The 17,297-nt window shown below is 72.0% G+C and carries 16 protein-coding genes; 3 read left to right on the top strand and 13 right to left on the bottom strand.

Annotated elements, in window-relative coordinates:
• Position 1: 1 nt before the first annotated feature.
• The 6 genes from ACE1OC_RS24530 to fabG form a co-directional block, all read right to left on the bottom strand.
• Positions 2-247 (bottom strand): acyl carrier protein, encoded by a 246-nt coding sequence (locus ACE1OC_RS24530; protein WP_274553090.1) that lies wholly within the window; start codon positions 245-247, stop codon positions 2-4.
• 83 nt (positions 248-330) lie between these two features.
• Entirely contained in the window at positions 331-1,287 is a 957-nt protein-coding gene (locus ACE1OC_RS24525) for a beta-ketoacyl-ACP synthase III (protein ID WP_274553091.1), read from the bottom strand.
• Positions 1,288-1,327: 40 nt separating this feature from the next.
• A complete protein-coding gene (locus ACE1OC_RS24520) occupies positions 1,328-2,242 on the bottom strand; it encodes a TauD/TfdA family dioxygenase (protein WP_407841667.1) in 915 nt (304 codons plus the stop codon).
• A gap of 130 nt (positions 2,243-2,372) precedes the next feature.
• A complete protein-coding gene (locus tag ACE1OC_RS24515; RefSeq protein ID WP_407838826.1) occupies positions 2,373-3,308 on the bottom strand; it encodes a TauD/TfdA family dioxygenase in 936 nt (311 codons plus the stop codon).
• A 37-nt stretch (positions 3,309-3,345) separates the two neighbouring features.
• On the bottom strand, positions 3,346-4,113 hold the full coding sequence (locus ACE1OC_RS24510) for a thioesterase II family protein (protein WP_407838825.1): 768 nt from the start codon (positions 4,111-4,113) through the stop codon (positions 3,346-3,348).
• On the bottom strand, positions 4,110-4,856 hold the full coding sequence (fabG, locus tag ACE1OC_RS24505; protein WP_407838824.1) for a 3-oxoacyl-[acyl-carrier-protein] reductase: 747 nt from the start codon (positions 4,854-4,856) through the stop codon (positions 4,110-4,112). The genes ACE1OC_RS24510 and fabG overlap by 4 nt, the downstream gene beginning before the upstream one ends.
• A 113-nt stretch (positions 4,857-4,969) precedes the next feature.
• Here fabG and ACE1OC_RS24500 point away from each other — a divergent pair, with 113 nt between their 5' ends.
• Positions 4,970-5,689 carry a 4'-phosphopantetheinyl transferase family protein gene (locus ACE1OC_RS24500; protein WP_407838823.1) on the top strand — a complete coding sequence of 240 codons (720 nt, stop codon included), beginning with the start codon at positions 4,970-4,972 and terminating at the stop codon, positions 5,687-5,689.
• 29 nt (positions 5,690-5,718) lie between these two features.
• Here the strand turns inward: ACE1OC_RS24500 and ACE1OC_RS24495 are convergent, their stop codons facing one another.
• Genes ACE1OC_RS24495 through ACE1OC_RS24475 form a run of 5 tightly spaced genes read right to left on the bottom strand, consistent with a single transcriptional unit; the run spans position 5,719 to position 10,028 of the window.
• Complete coding sequence (locus tag ACE1OC_RS24495; protein ID WP_407838822.1) at positions 5,719-6,198, bottom strand: YbaK/EbsC family protein; 480 nt, start codon at positions 6,196-6,198, stop codon at positions 5,719-5,721.
• Between the two features lie 55 nt (positions 6,199-6,253).
• Positions 6,254-7,411: a serine hydrolase domain-containing protein gene (locus ACE1OC_RS24490; protein WP_407838821.1), complete on the bottom strand. Its 1,158-nt coding sequence runs from the start codon at positions 7,409-7,411 to the stop codon at positions 6,254-6,256.
• A gap of 28 nt (positions 7,412-7,439) precedes the next feature.
• Complete coding sequence (locus ACE1OC_RS24485) at positions 7,440-8,222, bottom strand: energy-coupling factor ABC transporter ATP-binding protein (RefSeq protein WP_407838820.1); 783 nt, start codon at positions 8,220-8,222, stop codon at positions 7,440-7,442.
• Positions 8,210-8,971, bottom strand: coding sequence for a cobalt ECF transporter T component CbiQ (gene cbiQ / locus ACE1OC_RS24480; RefSeq protein ID WP_407838819.1), 762 nt, complete (start codon positions 8,969-8,971; stop codon positions 8,210-8,212). The genes ACE1OC_RS24485 and cbiQ overlap by 13 nt, the downstream gene beginning before the upstream one ends.
• Before the next feature lies 1 nt (position 8,972).
• Positions 8,973-10,028 (bottom strand): energy-coupling factor ABC transporter permease, encoded by a 1,056-nt coding sequence (locus ACE1OC_RS24475; protein WP_407838818.1) that lies wholly within the window; start codon positions 10,026-10,028, stop codon positions 8,973-8,975.
• Positions 10,029-10,223: 195 nt separating this feature from the next.
• Here ACE1OC_RS24475 and ACE1OC_RS24470 point away from each other — a divergent pair, with 195 nt between their 5' ends.
• Positions 10,224-10,676, top strand: a complete 453-nt coding sequence (locus ACE1OC_RS24470) for an SsgA family sporulation/cell division regulator (protein ID WP_407838817.1) — start codon at positions 10,224-10,226, stop codon at positions 10,674-10,676.
• A gap of 97 nt (positions 10,677-10,773) precedes the next feature.
• Here ACE1OC_RS24470 and ACE1OC_RS24465 read toward each other — a convergent pair whose 3' ends face one another.
• Together ACE1OC_RS24465 and ACE1OC_RS24460 are read right to left on the bottom strand one after the other, a co-directional pair.
• On the bottom strand, positions 10,774-12,981 hold the full coding sequence (locus ACE1OC_RS24465; protein ID WP_407838816.1) for an MMPL family transporter: 2,208 nt from the start codon (positions 12,979-12,981) through the stop codon (positions 10,774-10,776).
• Positions 12,982-13,140: 159 nt separating this feature from the next.
• The gene (locus ACE1OC_RS24460; RefSeq protein WP_407838815.1) at positions 13,141-13,731 is read right to left on the bottom strand and encodes a TetR/AcrR family transcriptional regulator; all 591 of its coding nucleotides are present in this window, start codon (positions 13,729-13,731) and stop codon (positions 13,141-13,143) included.
• 209 nt (positions 13,732-13,940) lie between these two features.
• Here ACE1OC_RS24460 and ACE1OC_RS24455 point away from each other — a divergent pair, with 209 nt between their 5' ends.
• On the top strand, positions 13,941-17,249 hold the full coding sequence (locus ACE1OC_RS24455; RefSeq protein WP_407838814.1) for a S41 family peptidase: 3,309 nt from the start codon (positions 13,941-13,943) through the stop codon (positions 17,247-17,249).
• Positions 17,250-17,297: the final 48 nt, after the last annotated feature.

Here is a 17,297-nt window from a genome sequence, read left to right as displayed (position 1 = left end):
GTCAGACTCCTGCCTTGTTTGCCGTCAGGAAGTCCGCGACGTCGGAAATGCGCAGCAGGTCACCGACCCGCTCGTCGGGAACCGTTTGGTTGAAGGCCTTCTCCACGGCGGCCAGCAGGTCGATGCGGGTGAGGGAGTCCATGCCGAGCTCGTCGAAGCTGGACTCGGCGGTGACCTCGCCCTCCAGGTCCGGCGCCGTGCGCAGCGTGAGGTTGATGATCTCGACAATCAGTTCGTCTCTGGTCATGGTCTTCGTCTCTCCATGGGTGGGTGAGCGTGGATGTGCGTGCGGAGGGCGGTGCGGTGGGGGGTCGTGTGCGCCGGAGCCGGTTACGGCATCCGGATCACCTGGCCGGCGTAGGTCAGGCCGGCGCCGAAGCCGAGCAGGAGGACGTTCTCGCCGGGGGTGCTGCGGCCGCTCTCCTTGAGCCTGCTCAACGCCAGCGGCACCGAGGCCGCCGAGGTGTTTCCGGTGTCGACGACGTCGTTGACGACGCGGTCCGGCGGGAGGTCGAGATTGGCGGCGAGCGTCTTGATGATCCGGTTGTTGGCCTGGTGCGGCACGAACCAGTCGATGTCCTGCATCGTGATCCCGGCGGCGGCGCACGCCCGGTGGGCGACGTCCGGCATGGTGGCCGTGGACCACTTGTAGACGAGCGGGCCGTTCATGGTGACGTACTCCCGGCCGTCCGCCTTCTCGGTGATGCCGAGCACGTCGTGCCGTGCGCCGTCGCTGCCCCAGACCGCCGGGCCGATGCCGGGCTGGTCCGAGCGGGACACCACCGCGGCTCCGGCGCCGTCACCGAAGATGACGAACGTGTCGGGGTCGGTGGGGTCGATCCAGTCGCTGGTCCGCTCGACGCCGACGACCAGGACGTTGCGCGCCTCGCCGAGCCGCACGGCGTTGGACGCCATGGCCAGCGAGTAGGTGAAACCGGCACAGACGGCATTGAGGTCGTACGCACCGGAGTTGGGCAGTCCGATGCGGGAGGCCACCTCGGGGGCGATGCCGGGCATGCGGACGCGGCGGGTGGCGCTGGCGACGATCGTCAGGTCCACCTCCCCCGGGTCGATGTCGGCCGAGACGACGGCCTTCTCGCCCGCGGCCGCCGACATCGTGACCAGGTCCTCCTCCTCGGAGGCGTGGTGGCGGGTCTTGATGCCGGTCCGGCTCTCGATCCACTGCGGCGAGACCGTCGTCAGTGGTGCCAGTTCCTCGTTGGACACCAGCCGGGCCGGCCGGTACACGGCCAGTCCGGAGATGCGTGATCCATACGTCTCGAACATGTCTGCCTCAACTCCCCATAGATCCGGCAGCCGTCGGCCGTCAGGCGTCGGACGGCTCTGCCATGGCCACGGCGATCCGCCGCGGTCCGGTGAACGGCTCGCGCGCGTGCGCGGCCAGCATGTTGTCGACGACCAGGACGTCGTCGCGCTGCCAGTCGAAGCGGACCGCAGCCGACCGGTAGGCGGCGCGCAGGTGATCCGTCACCTCGTCGGGGATGACCCCGCCGTCCCCGTAGAAGGTGTTCGTGGGCAGGTCCTCATCGGCGAAGATGGCGCGCAGACCGGAGCCGACCTCCGGAGCCAGGGTGCTGACGTGGAAGAACGTCGCGTGGTTGAACCACACTTCCTCGCCGGTGACCGGATGACGGTGCACCGCCTGCCGCACCGCGGTGGTGCGCAGACCGCCGTCGGGCCGCCACTCCGCCTCGATCCTGCGTTCCTTGCAGTACGCCACGACGGCGTCCTCGTCCGAGGTGTTGAAGGCCTCCTGCCAGGGCACTCCGAACCCGGCGTGGAAGTTGCGCGTGACCTGCCAGCCGCGCGCCTCGAACTCGGCGCGGACCTGCGGGTCGATGGACCTGAGCACCTGGCGGATGTCGGCGAGCGGGGTGGCCCCCTGGGTGACGGCCGGCTCGACGCAGTAGAAGTACAGCGTCCGCGGCCAGACCGCCTGGTAGGAGTTCTCGTTGTGGAGGAAGATCTCCTCGTTCTGCGGATAGTCGGTCGAGGTGTAGACCTGCCCCTTGATGGTGCTGCGGGGCGAGGAGCGCTCGGCGTACGCCAGCGGCGGCGCGGCGGAGAACGCCCGGACGGTGCCGTCGAAGCCGTCGACACCGCCGACCTCGAATCCGCGCAGCAGCAGGGCGCCGCGCTCGGTGAGCAGCTCGCGCAGCTCCGCCCGGTTCTCGGTGATGTAGCTGTGGATGCCGGTGCCGGGGGCCACGGGACGTCGCATCCCGGGCACGGTTCCGCTCCCCACCCAGCCGGCGGGTGTCTCTTCCGAGGTGATGGTCATGGTCAGCTTGCTCCGTGGTCGAAGAAGTCGGGGCACAGGGCGCGGTGCGACCGGCCCGCCGGGGACGGCGTCAGTCGGACATCGCCACGAGGACGCGCCGGTCCCCGGTGAACGGCCGCCGGCCGTGGGCCAGCAGGACGTTGTCGATGAGCAGCAGATCGCCCGTGCGCCAGTCGACGTCCACGGCGGCCTCCAGTCCGCGGTCGCGGACCTGGGCGACGTACTCGGCGGGGATCGGACTGCCGTCGGCGAACCGCACCGACTGCGGCATCTCGTCCTCGGACAGGATCTGGGCGAGCTCGGCCGCGGTCTCGTCGCCGAGGCCGGCCGGGTGCCACTGGTCGGCCTGGTTGAACCACACCTCGACGCCGGTGACGGGGTGCCTGGTGGTGGACGGCCGGTGGGACTCCACGCGCAGACTCCCGTCGCGCCGCCACTCCCACTCGGCTCCGGCGTTCTTCAGGAACGCCTCCACGTCCGCGCGCTCGCCGGTCTCGAAGGTGTCCTGCCAGCTCTTGCCGAGGCCGTAGCCGTCGTGCAGGTTCTGCACGTAGCGCACGCCGCCGGCGAACGCCTCGCGCACCTCGGGGTCCAGGACGGCGAGCCAGCGCTCCGCGTCCAGCACCGGGGTGGCCCCGCCGCTGCCCGGCTGCACCTGGCAGAAGAAGGCCAGGCGGGACGGCCACGCGTGGGCGTAGCTCATCTCGTTGTGCATCGAGATGGTGAATTCCTGCGGGTACTCGGTCGAGGTGTAGACGTTGCCGCCGACCTTGGTGCGCGGCGAGTTGCCGTGCACGTACGCCAGCCGGTTCGGCAGCAGCCGGTCCAGCGCCGCGTCCAGCGTCTGCGGGGTGATCCCGAAGCCGCGGAAGACCAGCGCCTTCTCCTTGACCAGGGTCGCGGCCAGGCCGAGCTCCAGTTCGGCCAGGCGGCTCAGCAGTTCGCCGGTCCCGCCCTCGCCCTTCGCTTCGATCTCCAGTGGTGCCCAGGACGTCGGACTCGTCACGGCGTCGCTCCTCTCGCTGTTGTGGTGAAGCCTTCGGCTATCCGGCCCGCAGGCCGGACGGGATACGAGCCAGCCGCCCCGCGATGTCCGCGGTCAGCTCCGCCTCCCGGGGGGCGAGGTAGAAGTGGTCCCCGGGGAACGACCGCACCTCGAAGGCCCCGGTCGTCAACTCCCCCCAGGCCAGCAACTGTTCGTGGGAGGTGCCCGGATCCCGGTCGCCCTGGTAGGCGACGATCGGAGCGCGCAGCGCCACCGGGCCGTGCGGGTGGTAGGTCTCGATGAGCTTGTAGTCGGAGCGCAGCACGGGCAGCAGCAGCTCCCGCAGTTCCGGGACCGCGTACGGGTCACCGCCCAGGGTGCCCAGCCGCGACACCCCGGCGACCAGTACGTCGTCGGCGGCCTTGTGGAGGGTCGTGGGAGACGTACGGTGCGGGGCGTTGCGCCCCGAGAGCAGGACCCGGACCGGGCCCTCACCCGCACCGGCCTCCTGCCGCACCGCCACCTCGTAGGCCACCGCGGCGCCCATGCTGTGGCCGAAGAGGGCCATCGGCAGGTCGCCGTACGCGACGAGCGCCTCGGAGATCCGGTCGGCGAGCTCGTCCATCGACTCGATGCACGGCTCGGCCATCCGCTCCTGCCGGCCCGGATACCGGACGGCGAGCACCTCGACATCGGCGGGGAGCCGCGAGGACCAGCCGTGGAACAGCTGGGCGTTGCCGCCGGCATGGGGGAAGCAGACCAGCCGCAGCCGCGGCACGCCCGTCCGCGCGTACCTGCGGAACCAGATCTCCGAGGACGCACTCACAGCGCCATGCCCCCGTCGATCCGGACCACCTGGCCGGTGATGTACTCGGCCTGCGGGGAGGCCAGGAAGGAGACCAGCGAGGCCACTTGCTCGGGAGTGCCGAAGCATCCCATCGGGATCCGGGTCAGGGCGTCCTTCGCGACGGCCTCCGGCACACCGGCGACCATCTCCGTGTCGATGAAGCCCGGTGCGACCGCGTTGGCACGCACCCCGTAGCGGCCGAACTCCTTGGCCAGCGCCTGCGTCAGTCCGATGATCCCGGCCTTCGAGGCCGAGTAGTTCGTCTGTCCCGCGTTGCCGACGACTCCGGCCACCGACGAGAGGGTGACGACGGTGCCCGCACGGCGCCGGATCATGGAGCGGACCACCGAGCGCAGCAGGTTGTACGTGCCGTCGAGGTTGGTGCGCAGCACCGAGTCCCACTCGTCGTCCGACATCAGTGCCAACGGCCGGTCGCGGGTGATCCCCGCGGAGGTGACCACCGCCGACACCGGTCCCAGCCCCGCCTCGACGTCCGCGACGAACGACCGGACACCGACCCGGTCGGCGACGTCGACCCGGCGGATCAGCGCACGCCGGCCCGCTGCCATGATCTCCTTCTCGACCTGCTCCGCCGCCGCGTCGTCGGAGCGGTAGCAGATGGCGACGTCGAAGCCATCGCGTGCGAGCCGGGTGGCCACCGCCCGCCCGATCCCGCGCGACCCCCCGGTCACCAGTGCCACCTGTGCCTCTTGGTCCGGCATGCTGCCCCCATCCGTTCGAATGAGTCGAGCGTGCGTTCACCGGCTATATCTGGCCTATACGGCATCCAGCGGCGCTCCGGGCCGGGCGCCGGACCCCGGTACCGTGACCGTCCATGACGTTGCTTCCGGCCGGCGGCCCGGCTCCCGCGGGGTTACTGGCCCCGCTGCTCCCCCCGCAGGTGACCGCCGTCGACACCTTCCACGACAGCGCCGAACCCTTCCTGTTCCCCGAGGAGGAGGCACTGGTCGCCAAGGCCGTGTCCAAGCGGCGGCACGAATTCACCACGGTCCGCCAGTGCGCACGCGCCGCTCTGGCCGGATTCGGCTTGCCGCCCGCACCGATCCTCCCCGGCGCCGGTGGCGCGCCCCGCTGGCCCGGCGGCATGGTCGGCAGCCTCACGCACTGCGACGGATACCGGGCGGCGGCCGTCGCCCGGGACACGACGGTGGCCTCCCTCGGCATCGACGCCGAACCGGCCGAACCACTGCGGGGCGAGGGCACGCTGAACCTGATCACCCTCCCCGCCGAACGCACCGCGCTGCGCGAGCTCGCCGCCCACCGCCCCGGAATCCCCTGGGACAGGCTGCTGTTCAGCGCGAAGGAGTCCGTCTACAAGGCCTGGTCCCCGCTCACCGGCCGCCCGCTCGGCTTCCACGACGCACACGTCACCCTGCGCCCGAACGGCACCTTCGCCGCCGCCCTGCTGGTCCCGGGCGCCACGACGGCCGGCCCCCCGCTGACCGGCTTCGACGGCCGCTGGCAGGTGCGCGACGGCCTCGCGCTCACCGTCGTCGCCGTGCCCCCGCACGGGCGCACCGGCCCGGCGTGCTGACCGCGGGCCGACCGGCGGCAGCCGGCCCCTCAGCTCTCGCGTACGTCGGCCAGCGCGGCCCCCGCGTGCCGGATCAGCTCGCGCGGATCCATCGGGAACACCGTGTGCGGGGTGCCCGCGGCGGCCCAGACCACCTCGTGGGACAGCAGGGAGCGGTCCGCGAGGACCCGGGTGCGGGTGCGGGTGCGGTGCCCGAAGGGTGGCACCCCTCCGATGGCGTAGCCCGTGGTCTCCCGGACCAGGGCCGCGTCCGCCCGGGTCACGGCGCCCGCCCCCAGCTCGCGGCGCACGGACTCCACGTCCACCCGGGAGGCCCCGTCCATCAGGACCAGCACGGGAACCCCGTCGGCCGCGAAGATCAGCGACTTCACGATCTGGCTGAGCTCGCAGCCGATCGCGGCGGCCGCGTCGGCGGCCGTCCGGGTCCCGTCGGGGAAGCTCCGTACGTCCGGCTCCAGCCCCAGTGCGGCGAGGGCTTCGGCGAAGAGGGGATGCGTGGTGGTCGTCATGACGGCACGCTAGCGCTCCCCGCCCCGCCCGTGCGACACCCTTTCGCGGGCCCCGCTACAGCGCCGAGCGCAAGGCCCGGACCAGGGCCTGGGCGCGCGGGTCGGCGGTGACCGACTTGGCGTGGGCGTTGGTGACGTAGCCGAAGCCGATGCCCGCCTCCGGGTCCGCGAAGGCCAGCGAGCCGCCGCGACCCGGGTGCCCGAAGGAAGCCGGGGACAACAGCGGGGACGCGGGGCCGTGCAGCATGTAGCCGGGGCCGAAGCGCGTGTTGACCACCAGCACCCGGTCGGGTCCCGAGGAGAACTCCTTGCCGGCCAGCGCGGTGGTGGCCGGGGTGAAGATCCGTGCGCCGTCCTCCACCACGCCGATGGTGGCCGCGTAGAAGCGGGCCAGGGCGCGGGCGGTACCGATGCCCGCGGAGGCCGGCAGCTCGGCCGCCCGGTAGGCGGGGTCGTTCTCGTCGGGCAGCGGGTCGATGGCCGCGAAGGCGCGGCGGGTGAGGGAGTCCGGATCGGCGTAGGCCGCGGAAACGTTCCGCTTCGGCCGGGTCCTGAGCGTGCCCGCGCTCTCCGGCGGATCGACCGGCGCCACCCGGCCCACCCGGTGCTCCTCGGACTCCGGCAGGCCGATCCAGAAGTCCAGGCCCAGCGGCTCCGCGATCTCCTCGGCCAGGATGCCCCCCAGCGAACGGCCGGTCGCCCGCAGCACCAGCTCGGACAGCAGCCAGCTGAAGGTCTGCGCGTGGTAGCCGTGCTCGGTGCCGGGCTCCCAGAAGGCCCGCTGGGCGGCGACCGCACGCGCTCCGGAGACCCCGTCCGCGGCCTCGGCCACCGTCAGCCCGCGGTCCAGGGCCGGGACGCCCGCGCGGTGCGCGAGCAGGTCGCGGACCCGGGTCCGCTCCTTGCCGCCCGCCTTGAACTCCGGCCAGTACGAGCTCACCGGCGCGTCCAGGTCCAGCAGTCCGCGCTGCTGGAGCAGCAGCGGTACGGCGGCGGCCACGCCCTTGGTCGCGGAGCGGACGATCTGCGCGGTGTCCTCGGCCCAGGGTTCGGTGCCGTTCGCGTCCTTGGTCCCGCCCCAGAGGTCGACGACCTTGCGCCCGTCCCGGTACACGGACACCGCCGCGCCCCGGTCCCCGAGCACCTGGAAGTTGCGTACGAACGCGTCCCTGACGGGCTCGAAGCCCTCCGCCACCACACCCTTGATGTCCACGGGGTGTGCAACAACCTCTGACCGGCGCTTATGCCACCGATACGGAGCGCGGGTCGAATCCGAAGGGCAGTTCCAGCCGGTGCGCCCGCATCAGCGGCTCGTCGCAGAGCACGTCCTGGGTCCTGCCGTCGGCCACGATGGTGCCCTCGCTGAGGATCACCGCGCGCGGGCAGAGCTCCAGTGCGTACGGCAGGTCGTGCGTCACCATGAGCACGGTGACGTCCAGGGAGCGCAGGATGTCCGCGAGCTCGCGGCGCGAGGCCGGGTCCAGGTTGGAGGACGGCTCGTCCAGGACGAGGATCTCGGGCCGCATGGCCAGCACGGTCGCCACCGCGACCCGGCGGCGCTGCCCGAAGGAGAGGTGGTGCGGGGGCCGGTCCGCGAAGGCGGCCATCCCGACCTGCTCCAGCGCCTCGCGCACCCGCTCCTCCAGCTCGGCGCCGCGCATCCCGGCGGCGGCCGGGCCGAAGGCCACGTCCTCCCGGACGGTCGGCATGAACAGCTGGTCGTCGGGGTCCTGGAAGACGATCCCGACCCGGCGGCGGATCTCGGCGAAGTTGCGCTTCTCCACGGGCAGCCCGGCCACGCTCACGGTGCCGACGCCGCCGGTCAGGATGCCGTTGAGGTGCAGCACCAGGGTGGTCTTGCCGGCGCCGTTGGGACCGAGCAGCGCCACCCGCTCCCCGCGCCCGACGGCGAGGTCGACCCCGAAGAGGGCCTGATGGCCGTCGGGGTAGGCGTAGGCGAGGCCGGAAACTTCCAGCGAGGGCGGAATCGGGGCCGGGGCCGGGGCTGCGTTCACAAGGACCATCCGATCAGACAGACGGCGAGTGCCGTCACCGGGAGGGCGGCCGCGTACGCCCACTGCGTGCGGGTGGCCGCCACCTCGTCGATCACCGGCATCGAGCCGGCGTAGCCGCGGCTGACCATCGCGAGGTAGACCCGCTCGCCGCGCTCGTAGGAGCGGATGAACAGGGCTCCGGCGGTCTTCGCGAGGACCCCCCAGTGCCGGATCCCGCGCGCCTCGAAGCCGCGGGAGCGCCGGGCGATGGACATCCGGCGCAGCTCGTCGCTGATCACGTCCCCGTACCGGATCATGAAGGAGGCGATCTGGACGAGCAGCGGCGGCAGCTTGAGCCGCTGGAGGCCCAGCAGCAGGGCGCGCAGTTCGGTGGTGGAGGCCAGGAGCACGGACGCGGCCACGCCGAGGGTGCCCTTGGCCAGGACGTTCCAGGCGCCCCAGAGGCCGGAGACGCTGAGCGACATGCCGAGGAACTCCACCCGCTCGCCCTGGGCCACGAAGGGCATCAGGACGGCGAAGGCGACGAAGGGCACCTCGATCAGGAGGCGGCGCAGCAGGAAGCCGAGCGGGATCCGGGCCACGGCGGTGGCGGCCCCGATGAGGACGGCGTACAGGCCGAAGGCCCACACCGCCTCGCGCGGTGTGGACACGACGACGGCCACGAAACCGAAGGTCGCGGCGAGTTTGCAGTGCGGCGGCAGGTCGTGGACCGGCGAGCGCCCCGGCCGGTAGAGCTTGTGGGCGTGGCCCGCGCCCATGTCAGGCGGCCGGTACGGCCGTGGAGGCGGCCGTCAGGTCGGCGCTGCGGCGGCGGCGCACGGTCCAGAACACGCCGGTGCCGACGAGGACGGTCGCGCCCACGCCGATGACCCCGGCGAGGCCGCCGGAGAGGCGGGCGTCGGAGACGTCCTTGACGCTGTAGTCGGCGAGGGGTGAGTCGGCGGCCGCGTGCTCGGTGACCTTCTGGTCGATGCCCTTGTCGGCGGCGACCTTCTCGAGTCCGTCCGGGCTGGAGGAGGCGTAGAAGGAGACGATGCCGGCCAGGGCCAGCGCGGCGACCAGGCCGGTGATCCACACGGGCTTGGTGGAGCGGGCGGCGGCCGGCACGCCGGCGGGGGCGGAGGGGGCGTCGACGAGTTCGCCGCCGACGCGCAGCTTCAGCGGGGCGGACAGGCCGCGGGCGCCGTGGACGAGGTCGGGGCGGACGGCGATCACGGCGCCGACGGTGGCGGCGGTGATGACGGCCTCGCCGATGCCGATGAGGACGTGGACGCCGACCATGGCGCCGAAGACCTTGGCGATCGGGACGTCGGTGGTACCGCCGAGGGCGTAGAGGAAGGTGAAGAAGGCGGCCGCGGCGGGCACCGAGAGCAGGGCTCCGGCGAAGGCGGCGACGGTGACCGAGCGGCGGCTGTCGGGCAGCAGCCTGACCAGCCCGCGGAAGACGGCGTAGGCGACGACCACGGTGACGACGCCCATGGTGACGATGTTGACGCCGAGGGCGGTCAGGCCGCCGTCGGCGAACAGGAGGCCCTGCATGAGCAGGACCACGGACACGCACAGCACACCCGTATAGGGGCCGACGAGGATCGCGGCGAGCGCGCCTCCCAGCAGGTGGCCGCTTGTTCCGGCCGCCACGGGGAAGTTGAGCATCTGCACGGCGAAGATGAAGGCGGCGACGAGGCCGGCGAGCGGCGCGGTGCGCTCGTCGAGCTCCCGGCGGGCGCCTCGGAGGCTGACCGCCACGGCTCCGGCGGCGGCGACACCTGCGGCAAGGGAGACGGGGGCATCGATGAAGCCGTCGGGCACATGCATGGTTCTGCTCCGCTTCCTGCGGTCCGGCGAGCGGTCCGTTGAACTGACAAAGTCTTTAACCGTTCAAGAATAGGGCCTTCTTGCGAATGCTTGGCAAGAGCGGTGGCGGCACAAATAGCCCCGTGCGGATTCGTGGGAATGTGCGAGGCTGGGGGCAATACGGACTCAAATGTTCCGATTCGAGGAGTCTTGTCGATGTCAGCCGCCGCCGAGAATCCATCCGCAGGTGCCACCGCCACCCGGGCCGCGACCGCCACGGCTCCCCTCGTCGAGGCTCCTTTCGCCGAGGCCCCTTTGATCGAGGAGCGCGTGCGGGCCCGAGTGATCACCGACGATCCCCTCTACCGGGCCATCCCGGTCGCCCTGCGCTTCGTCCCCGACGAGCCGCTGGCCGTACGGATCGTGTTCCCCGCCGGCCTCTCCCCCGAGGGCACCGACAACGAGTGGGTCTTCCCCCGCGCCCTCCTGGAAGCCGGCCTCCAGGCCCCGACCGGGACCGGCGACGTACGCGTCTGGCCCTGCGGGCGCGTCCAGGCGGTCGTCGAGTTCCACTCCCCGGAGGGCGTCGCGGTGGTCCAGTTCGACATCGCCGCCCTGCGCCGCTTCCTGCGCCGTACGTACGCGCCCGCGCCCGCGGCCACCCGTTAGGCCCAGCCGGACCCGCCCGATCCCACGAGAACGGCCCCGCACCTCCCGGTGCGGGGCCGTTCTTCTTCCTACCCGGTGCCTGTCACCGACCGAGGGGTCAGACGCCTGCCAGTTCGCGGTCCTTGTCGGGACCGGAGCCGTCCGAGGAGTCGTCGAGGTGCTTGCGCAGGCTCTCGCCCTCCACGTCCACGTTCGGCAGGATCCGGTCGAGCCACTTCGGCAGCCACCAGGCCTTGTGGCCGAGCAGCGCGAGGACGGCCGGAACGATGGTCATGCGGACGACGAAGGCGTCGAAGAAGACGGCGATCGCCAGGGCGAAGCCGATCATCTTGACCATCTGGTCGCTGGCGCCCATGAAGCCGGAGAACACCGCGATCATGATGACGGCCGCAGCCACGACCACCCGGGCGCTGTACTGGAACCCGGTGACGACGGCCTGGCCCGGCCGCTCCCCGTGGACGTACGCCTCACGCATGCGGGTGACCAGGAAGACCTCGTAGTCCATGGCCAGACCGAAGACCACGCCGACCATGAAGATCGGCATCATCGACATGATCGGACCGGTCTGCTCCACCCCGAAGAGCGAGCCGAGCCAGCCCCACTGGAAGACCGCCACGACGGCGCCGAGGGCGGCGACCACCGAGAGCAGGAAGCCGAGCGCCGCCTTGAGCGGGACCAGGATCGAGCGGAAGACGAGCATCAGCAGCAGGAAGGCGAGGCCGACGACGAGCGCCAGGTAGGGCAGCAGCGCGTCGTTCATCTTCTGCGAGAAGTCGATGTTCATCGCGGTCGCGCCGGTGACGAACACCTTGCCGCTGTCGCTGCCGTCGCGGATCTCGTGGACCAGGTCCTCGGTCTGCACGGAGGACGGCCGGTCCTTCGGGACGACCGTGATGACGGCGGCGTCCTTGGCCTCGTTCTGGGTGGCCGGCATGACCGCGGCCACGCCGTCCAGGCCCTTGATCCGCTCGACCGTCGCGTCGGCGAGCGCCTTGTCCCCGTCCACGACGACCATCAGCGGGCCGTTGAAGCCGGGACCGAAGCCCTCGGAGAGCAGGTCGTACGCCTGGCGCTGGGTGGTGGACACCGGCTGCGCGCCGTCGTCCGGCAGGCCCATCTCCAGCTTGCTGGCCGGGACGGCGATGATGCCGAGTCCGATCACGCCGGCGAGCAGCACCATGACGGGGCGGCGCAGGACGAAGCGGGCCCAGCGGGTGCCGCCGTTGGGCTTGGCGTCGGCGCCTTCGGCGGCGGGCTTGCCCTTGCCGAAGATGCGGGACTTGGTGCCGGCGGGCAGCACCTTCTTGCCGGCGAAACCGAGCATGGCCGGGACCAGCGTCAGGGCGACGAAGACGGCGATGACCACGGTGCCGGCGGCGGCGAAGCCCATCTTGCTGAGCATCGGGATGTTGACGACGGCCAGGCCCACGAGGGCGATGACCACGGTCAGTCCGGCGAAGACGACGGCGGAACCGGCGGTTCCGACGGCCCGGCCCGCGGCCTCGTCGCGCTCGCGGCCCTCGGCGAGCTCCGCGCGGTAGCGGGAGACGATGAAGAGGGCGTAGTCGATGCCGACGGCGAGGCCGATCATCATCGCGAGCGTGGAGGTGGTGGAGCCGAGGTCCAGCACGTTGGCGAGCGCGGTGATGGAGGAGATGCCGATGCCCACGCCGATGAGGGCGGTCAGCAGCGGCAGGCCCGCGGCGATGAGCGAGCCGAAGGTGATGACGAGGACGATCGCGGCGATCATGATGCCGATGATCTCGCCGGAGCCCGTCTCGGGGGCGGCCTGCAGGGCGTCGCCGCCGATCTGGACGTTCAGGCCGTCGGCCTTGGCGGCGGTGGCGGACTCCGTGAGGGCCTCGCGGGTGGCGTCCGTCAGCTCCATGCCGCTGACCTTGTACTTGACGCTGATGTAGGCGGTGGAACCGTCCTGGCTGACGGCCTGGGCCTCGTACGGGCTGGTGACCGAGGAGATCTGGTCCTTGCCCGGACCGTCCTTCAGCTCGCTGACGATCTTCTCGACCTGAGGCTTGACGGCCTCGGAGTCGACCTTCTCGCCGGCCGGGGCCTTGATCACGATGCGGGCAGTGGCGCCGTCGGCGGCCATCCCCGGGAAGCGCTGGTCCAGCAGGTCGAAGGCCCTCTGGGCCTCCGTGCCGGGTATGGAGAACGAGCCTGAGGTGGGTGCGGACGCGGATGCCGCGCCGAAGCCGGCGACGAACAGCAGCGCCACCCAGACGAGGGCGACGAATCGGCGGCGCCGGAAGGCGCCCCTGCCGAGTCGGTAGAGGAAGGTGGCCACGTCGGTGGTTCTCCCGTTCGGGTCGTGGGATGGATCAGGGCATGAAATGCCGTTCCGACGACGAGAGCGGCGTGTCAGGAGCAGGCAGGAATCAAGCGCGGGGACAGCGCGGGCGGGCGGCTGCCGGGTGAGCAGCCGGGCTGGTGAAGCCGGGCAGGATCAGACGCCGAGGGCGGGGAAGACCACGGCGTCGATGAAGTCACCGAGGAAGGTCCGGTCGACGGGCCGGTCCTCGATGAGCGGAAGGGCGATGAACGCCCCGATGAGCATGTGCGGAACGAAGGCCAGGGCCGGACAGTCCGGGGCGATCTCGCCCCGGTCGACCGCTCTCTGCAGCATCTCCTGCAGACCGTTGATCTCCGGATCGACCAGCAGGTCCCGCAGCGCCTTGTGGAGCTCGGGGCTCTCGTGCACCGCATGGGTCAGGCCCCGCATCAGCGCGGTGTCCTTCGCCATCTGGGCATCGTCGGAGTTCTCGATCATGACCCCGAAGTCACCGCGGATGCTGCCCGTGTCGATCTCCCGGAGGGAGACCGGCTGGGTGCAGCGCAGGGCCTTCGCGACCAGCTCGGGCTTGCTCCCCCACTGGCGGTAGAGGGTGGCCTTGCTGGACTTCGTACGGGCGGCGACCGCGTCCATGGTCAGCGCCTCGTACCCGACCTCGCGGAGGAGGTCGAGGACCGCACCGTGCAGTTCGGCTTCCCGTTCGGGGGTGATCCGGCTGCGACGCGACATGACCTCTTCGACCATCTCGGCATCTCCTCCCGACCTTGCCCAAGCGAACGAAACCGTTTCGTACGGATCGACCATACCCCGGCCCCAAGCGAAACGAAACCGTTCCGTTTCGCTTGGGGCGTGGTGTCGGTCACGCACCCGAGGCGTCCCGCACCCCCCACGGGAAGCCGCATGGATCACCTGTACGAGTTGCCAGCCCCCCTCCGCGCGGAAAGCATTGGGGGGTGAGTCACGACGCGGCGTACCTCCGGTTCCCCCATCTCCACGACGATCTGCTGTGCTTCGCCACCGAGGACGACCTCTGGGTGGCGCCCCTGGTTCCTCCCGGAGAGCCCGCGGGCCGGGCCTGGCGGATCACCGTCGACCGGACCCGGGTGGGCCACCCCCGGTTCTCCCCCGACGGCAAGCACATCGCCTTCACCACCTGGCGCAGCCTCGACCCCGAGATCCACCTCGCCCCCGTCTCGGGCGGCCCGGCGCGCCGCCTCAGCTACTGGGGAGCCACCGACACCCGGGTCTGCGGCTGGACCCCGCCCGACAAGGACGGCCGCAGCGACATCCTGGCCGTCTCCTCGCACGGCCAGCCCTTCTCCCACTTCGCCTGGGCGTACACCCTCCCCACCGACGGCAGCCCCGGCGGCCGGCTCCCCTGGGGGCCCGTCTCCGACATCGCCGTCCACGATGACGCCGCGCGCCCTGACGCAGACGCGGAGGAGCCGGGCGAGCGGCGCACCCTGCTGCTGACCGGCAAGCCCCCGCACGAGCCCGCCGCGTGGAAGCGCTACCGCGGCGGCGCCACCGGCCGGCTGTGGCTGCACGGCGAGCGGCTGCTGGAGGGCATCGAGGGCCACCTCGACTCGCCGATGTTCGTGGACGGCCGGATCGCCTTCCTCTCCGACCACGAAGGCATCGGCAACGTCTACTCCTGCCTGCCCGACGGCACGGACCTGCGCCGGCACACCGACCACGAGGAGTTCTACGCCCGGCACGCCTCCAGCGACGGCTCCCGGATCGTCTACCAGTGCGCCGGCGACCTGTGGATCGTGGAGTCGCTGGCCGAAGGCGCCTCCCCGCGCAAGCTGGAGGTCCGCCTCGGCGGACCCCGCGCCGGCCGCCGCACCTACCAGGTCCCGGCCGCCAGCCACGTCGACTCCCTCTCCGTCGACGCCACCGGGCGGGCCAGCGCCGTCGTCGTGCGCGGCAGCCTGTACTGGCTCACGCACCGCGACGGGCCCGCCCGCACCATCGCCGACACCCCGGGCGTACGGGTCCGGCTGCCCGAGATGCTCGGCAGCGGCGGGCAGGTGGCGTACGTGACCGACGCGGAGGGCGAGGACGCGATCGAGATCGCCTACCTGCCCCGCGCCTCGGGCGACCGCGAGCCGCGCCGGCTCGCCTCGGGCGCGCTGGGCCGCGTACTGGAGCTGCTCTCCGATCCCGACGGGGAGCGGCTCGCGATCGCCTCCAACGACGGCCGGCTGCTGCTGATCGACGCCACCGAGGAGTCCAACGGGGAGGCCAGCGAGCTGATCCGGTCCGAGAACGGGCCCGTCACCGACCTCGCCTTCTCCCCCGACGGCTGCTGGCTGACCTGGTCGCACCCGGGCATCGGCCGCTCGCTGCGCCAGATCAAGATGGCCAAGATCGCCGGACCCGGCTCCCCCACGATCGTGGACGTCACCAACGGCCGCTTCGAGGACGAGAACCCCGTCTTCACCCGGGACGGCCGCTACCTCGCCTTCCTGTCCTGGCGCGGTTTCGACCCCGTCTACGACGTCCACACCGGCGACCTGTCCTTCCCGCTGGGCTGCCGCCCGTACCTGGTGCCGCTGTCCTCGGCCACCCCCTCCCCCTTCGCCTTCTCCCCCGACGGGCGCCCGGCGGCGGGCGGACTCGACCCGGTCGAGGGGGACTCGGAGTCCGGCGACGGCGCGGTCACCGTGGAGGTGGAGGGACTGGAGAGCCGGGTGACGCCCTTCCCGGTGTCGGCCTCCAAGTACTCGGCCCTGTACCCGGTGCACGGCGGCGGGCTGGTGTGGCTGCGCTGGCCGATCTCGGGCGCGCTCGGCGAGACCTTCGCCAATCCGGCCGACGTCAGCGGCAAGCCGACGCTGGAGTACTTCGACCTCACCAAGGCCCGCAAGACGGAGTTGGCCTCCGGGCTGGACTGGTTCGCGGTCAGCGGCGACGGCACCCGGCTCGTGGTCAACGAGGACGGCGACCTGCGAGCCGTCCCGGCGACCGAGTCGGGCGACAGCGACTCCACCGTCTACCTGGACCTGCGGCGCATCCTGCACGAGGTGGACCCGGCGGCGGAGTGGCGCCAGGCCTACGAGGAGGCGGGGCGGCTGATCCGCGCCTACTTCTGGGAGCCGAAGATGTGCGGCATCGACTGGGACGGGGTGCTGCGCCAGTACCGCTTCCTGGTCGAACGGGTCGCCTCCCCCGACGAGTTCGCCGACCTGATGCGCGAGGTGCTCGGCGAGCTCGGCACCTCGCACGCGTACGTGTCCCCGGCCCGCCGCAACGAAGGGCCTCCGCACTACCAGCGGGCCATCGGCCTGCTCGGCGCCAACCTCTTCCCCCGCGACGGGGCCTGGGTCGTCGGCCGGATCCTGCCCGGCGAGTCCTCGGACTCCAAGGCCCGCTCCCCGCTCGCGGGCACCGGCATCCGCGAGGGCGCGGTCCTCACCCACGTGGACGGCCGGCCGGTGGACCCGGTCACCGGGCCCTACCCGCTGCTGTCGGCGGCCGGCGGCACCACCGTGGAGCTCACCTTCGAACCCGCCGAGGGACAGGGCCGCGCGCGCCGCGTCGCGGTCGTCCCCCTCATCGACGACCGGCCGCTGCGCTACCAGGACTGGGTGGCCAAACGCCGCGAGGTGGTCCGGGAGGTCAGCGGCGGGAAGTGCGGCTACCTGCACATCCCCGACATGGGCGGCTCGGGCTGGGCGCAGTTCAACCGCGACCTGCGCGCCGAGATGTCCAAGCCGGCCCTGCTCGTGGACGTGCGCGGCAATGCCGGCGGGCACATCAGCGAGCTGGTGGTGGAGAAGCTGACCCGCTCGATCCTCGGCTGGGACCTGACCCGCAACGCGCAGCCCGTCTCCTACGCCTCCAACGCGCCCCGGGGCCCGATCGTGGCCCTGGCCGACGAGGCGACCTCCTCCGACGGGGACATGATCACGGCCGCCTTCAAGCTGCTGGGGCTCGGACCGGTCGTCGGCCAGCGCACCTGGGGCGGGGTGGTCGGCATGACCGGCCGGCACACCCTCGGCGACGGCACGGTGATCACGGTGCCGATGAACGCGGCCTGGTTCCCCGAGTACGGCTGGTCCGTGGAGAACCACGGCGTGGAGCCCGACCTGCCGATCCTGCGCACCCCGCTCGACTGGGCGGAGGGGCGGCACGCCCAGCTCGACGACGCCGTGCACCTGGCGCTGGAGCTGCTGGAACAGGACCCGGCCGCGGTGCCGCCCGGCTACACGGACGTACCGGACCGGCGCCGGCCGAAGCTGCCGCCGCGGGGGTGAGCGCAGGGCACGCAAGAGGGGTGCGACCCGGGACGGCGGGTCGCACCC

The sequence above is a fragment of the Streptomyces stoeckheimensis genome (assembly GCF_045822005.1).
In the GTDB taxonomy this organism is placed as follows: Bacteria; Actinomycetota; Actinomycetes; order Streptomycetales; family Streptomycetaceae; genus Streptomyces; species Streptomyces stoeckheimensis.
Note: the sequence above shows the minus strand (reverse complement) of the source record. Positions and strands in the feature narration are given on the sequence as shown.

Bases quoted from the DNA above. Each gene is read 5' to 3' on its own strand.
- ACE1OC_RS24530 (WP_274553090.1), bottom strand. From the start codon at position 247: ATGACCAGAGACGAACTGATTGTCGAGATCATCAACCTCACGCTGCGC.
- fabG (WP_407838824.1), bottom strand. From the start codon at position 4,856: ATGCCGGACCAAGAGGCACAGGTGGCACTGGTGACCGGGGGGTCGCGC.
- ACE1OC_RS24485 (WP_407838820.1), bottom strand. From the start codon at position 8,222: ATGGTCCTTGTGAACGCAGCCCCGGCCCCGGCCCCGATTCCGCCCTCG.
- ACE1OC_RS24500 (WP_407838823.1), top strand. From the start codon at position 4,970: ATGACGTTGCTTCCGGCCGGCGGCCCGGCTCCCGCGGGGTTACTGGCC.
- ACE1OC_RS24520 (WP_407841667.1), bottom strand. From the start codon at position 2,242: ATGCGACGTCCCGTGGCCCCCGGCACCGGCATCCACAGCTACATCACC.
- ACE1OC_RS24460 (WP_407838815.1), bottom strand. From the start codon at position 13,731: ATGGTCGAAGAGGTCATGTCGCGTCGCAGCCGGATCACCCCCGAACGG.
- ACE1OC_RS24495 (WP_407838822.1), bottom strand. From the start codon at position 6,198: ATGACGACCACCACGCATCCCCTCTTCGCCGAAGCCCTCGCCGCACTG.
- ACE1OC_RS24525 (WP_274553091.1), bottom strand. From the start codon at position 1,287: ATGTTCGAGACGTATGGATCACGCATCTCCGGACTGGCCGTGTACCGG.
- ACE1OC_RS24475 (WP_407838818.1), bottom strand. From the start codon at position 10,028: ATGCATGTGCCCGACGGCTTCATCGATGCCCCCGTCTCCCTTGCCGCA.
- cbiQ (WP_407838819.1), bottom strand. From the start codon at position 8,971: ATGGGCGCGGGCCACGCCCACAAGCTCTACCGGCCGGGGCGCTCGCCG.
- ACE1OC_RS24470 (WP_407838817.1), top strand. From the start codon at position 10,224: ATGTCAGCCGCCGCCGAGAATCCATCCGCAGGTGCCACCGCCACCCGG.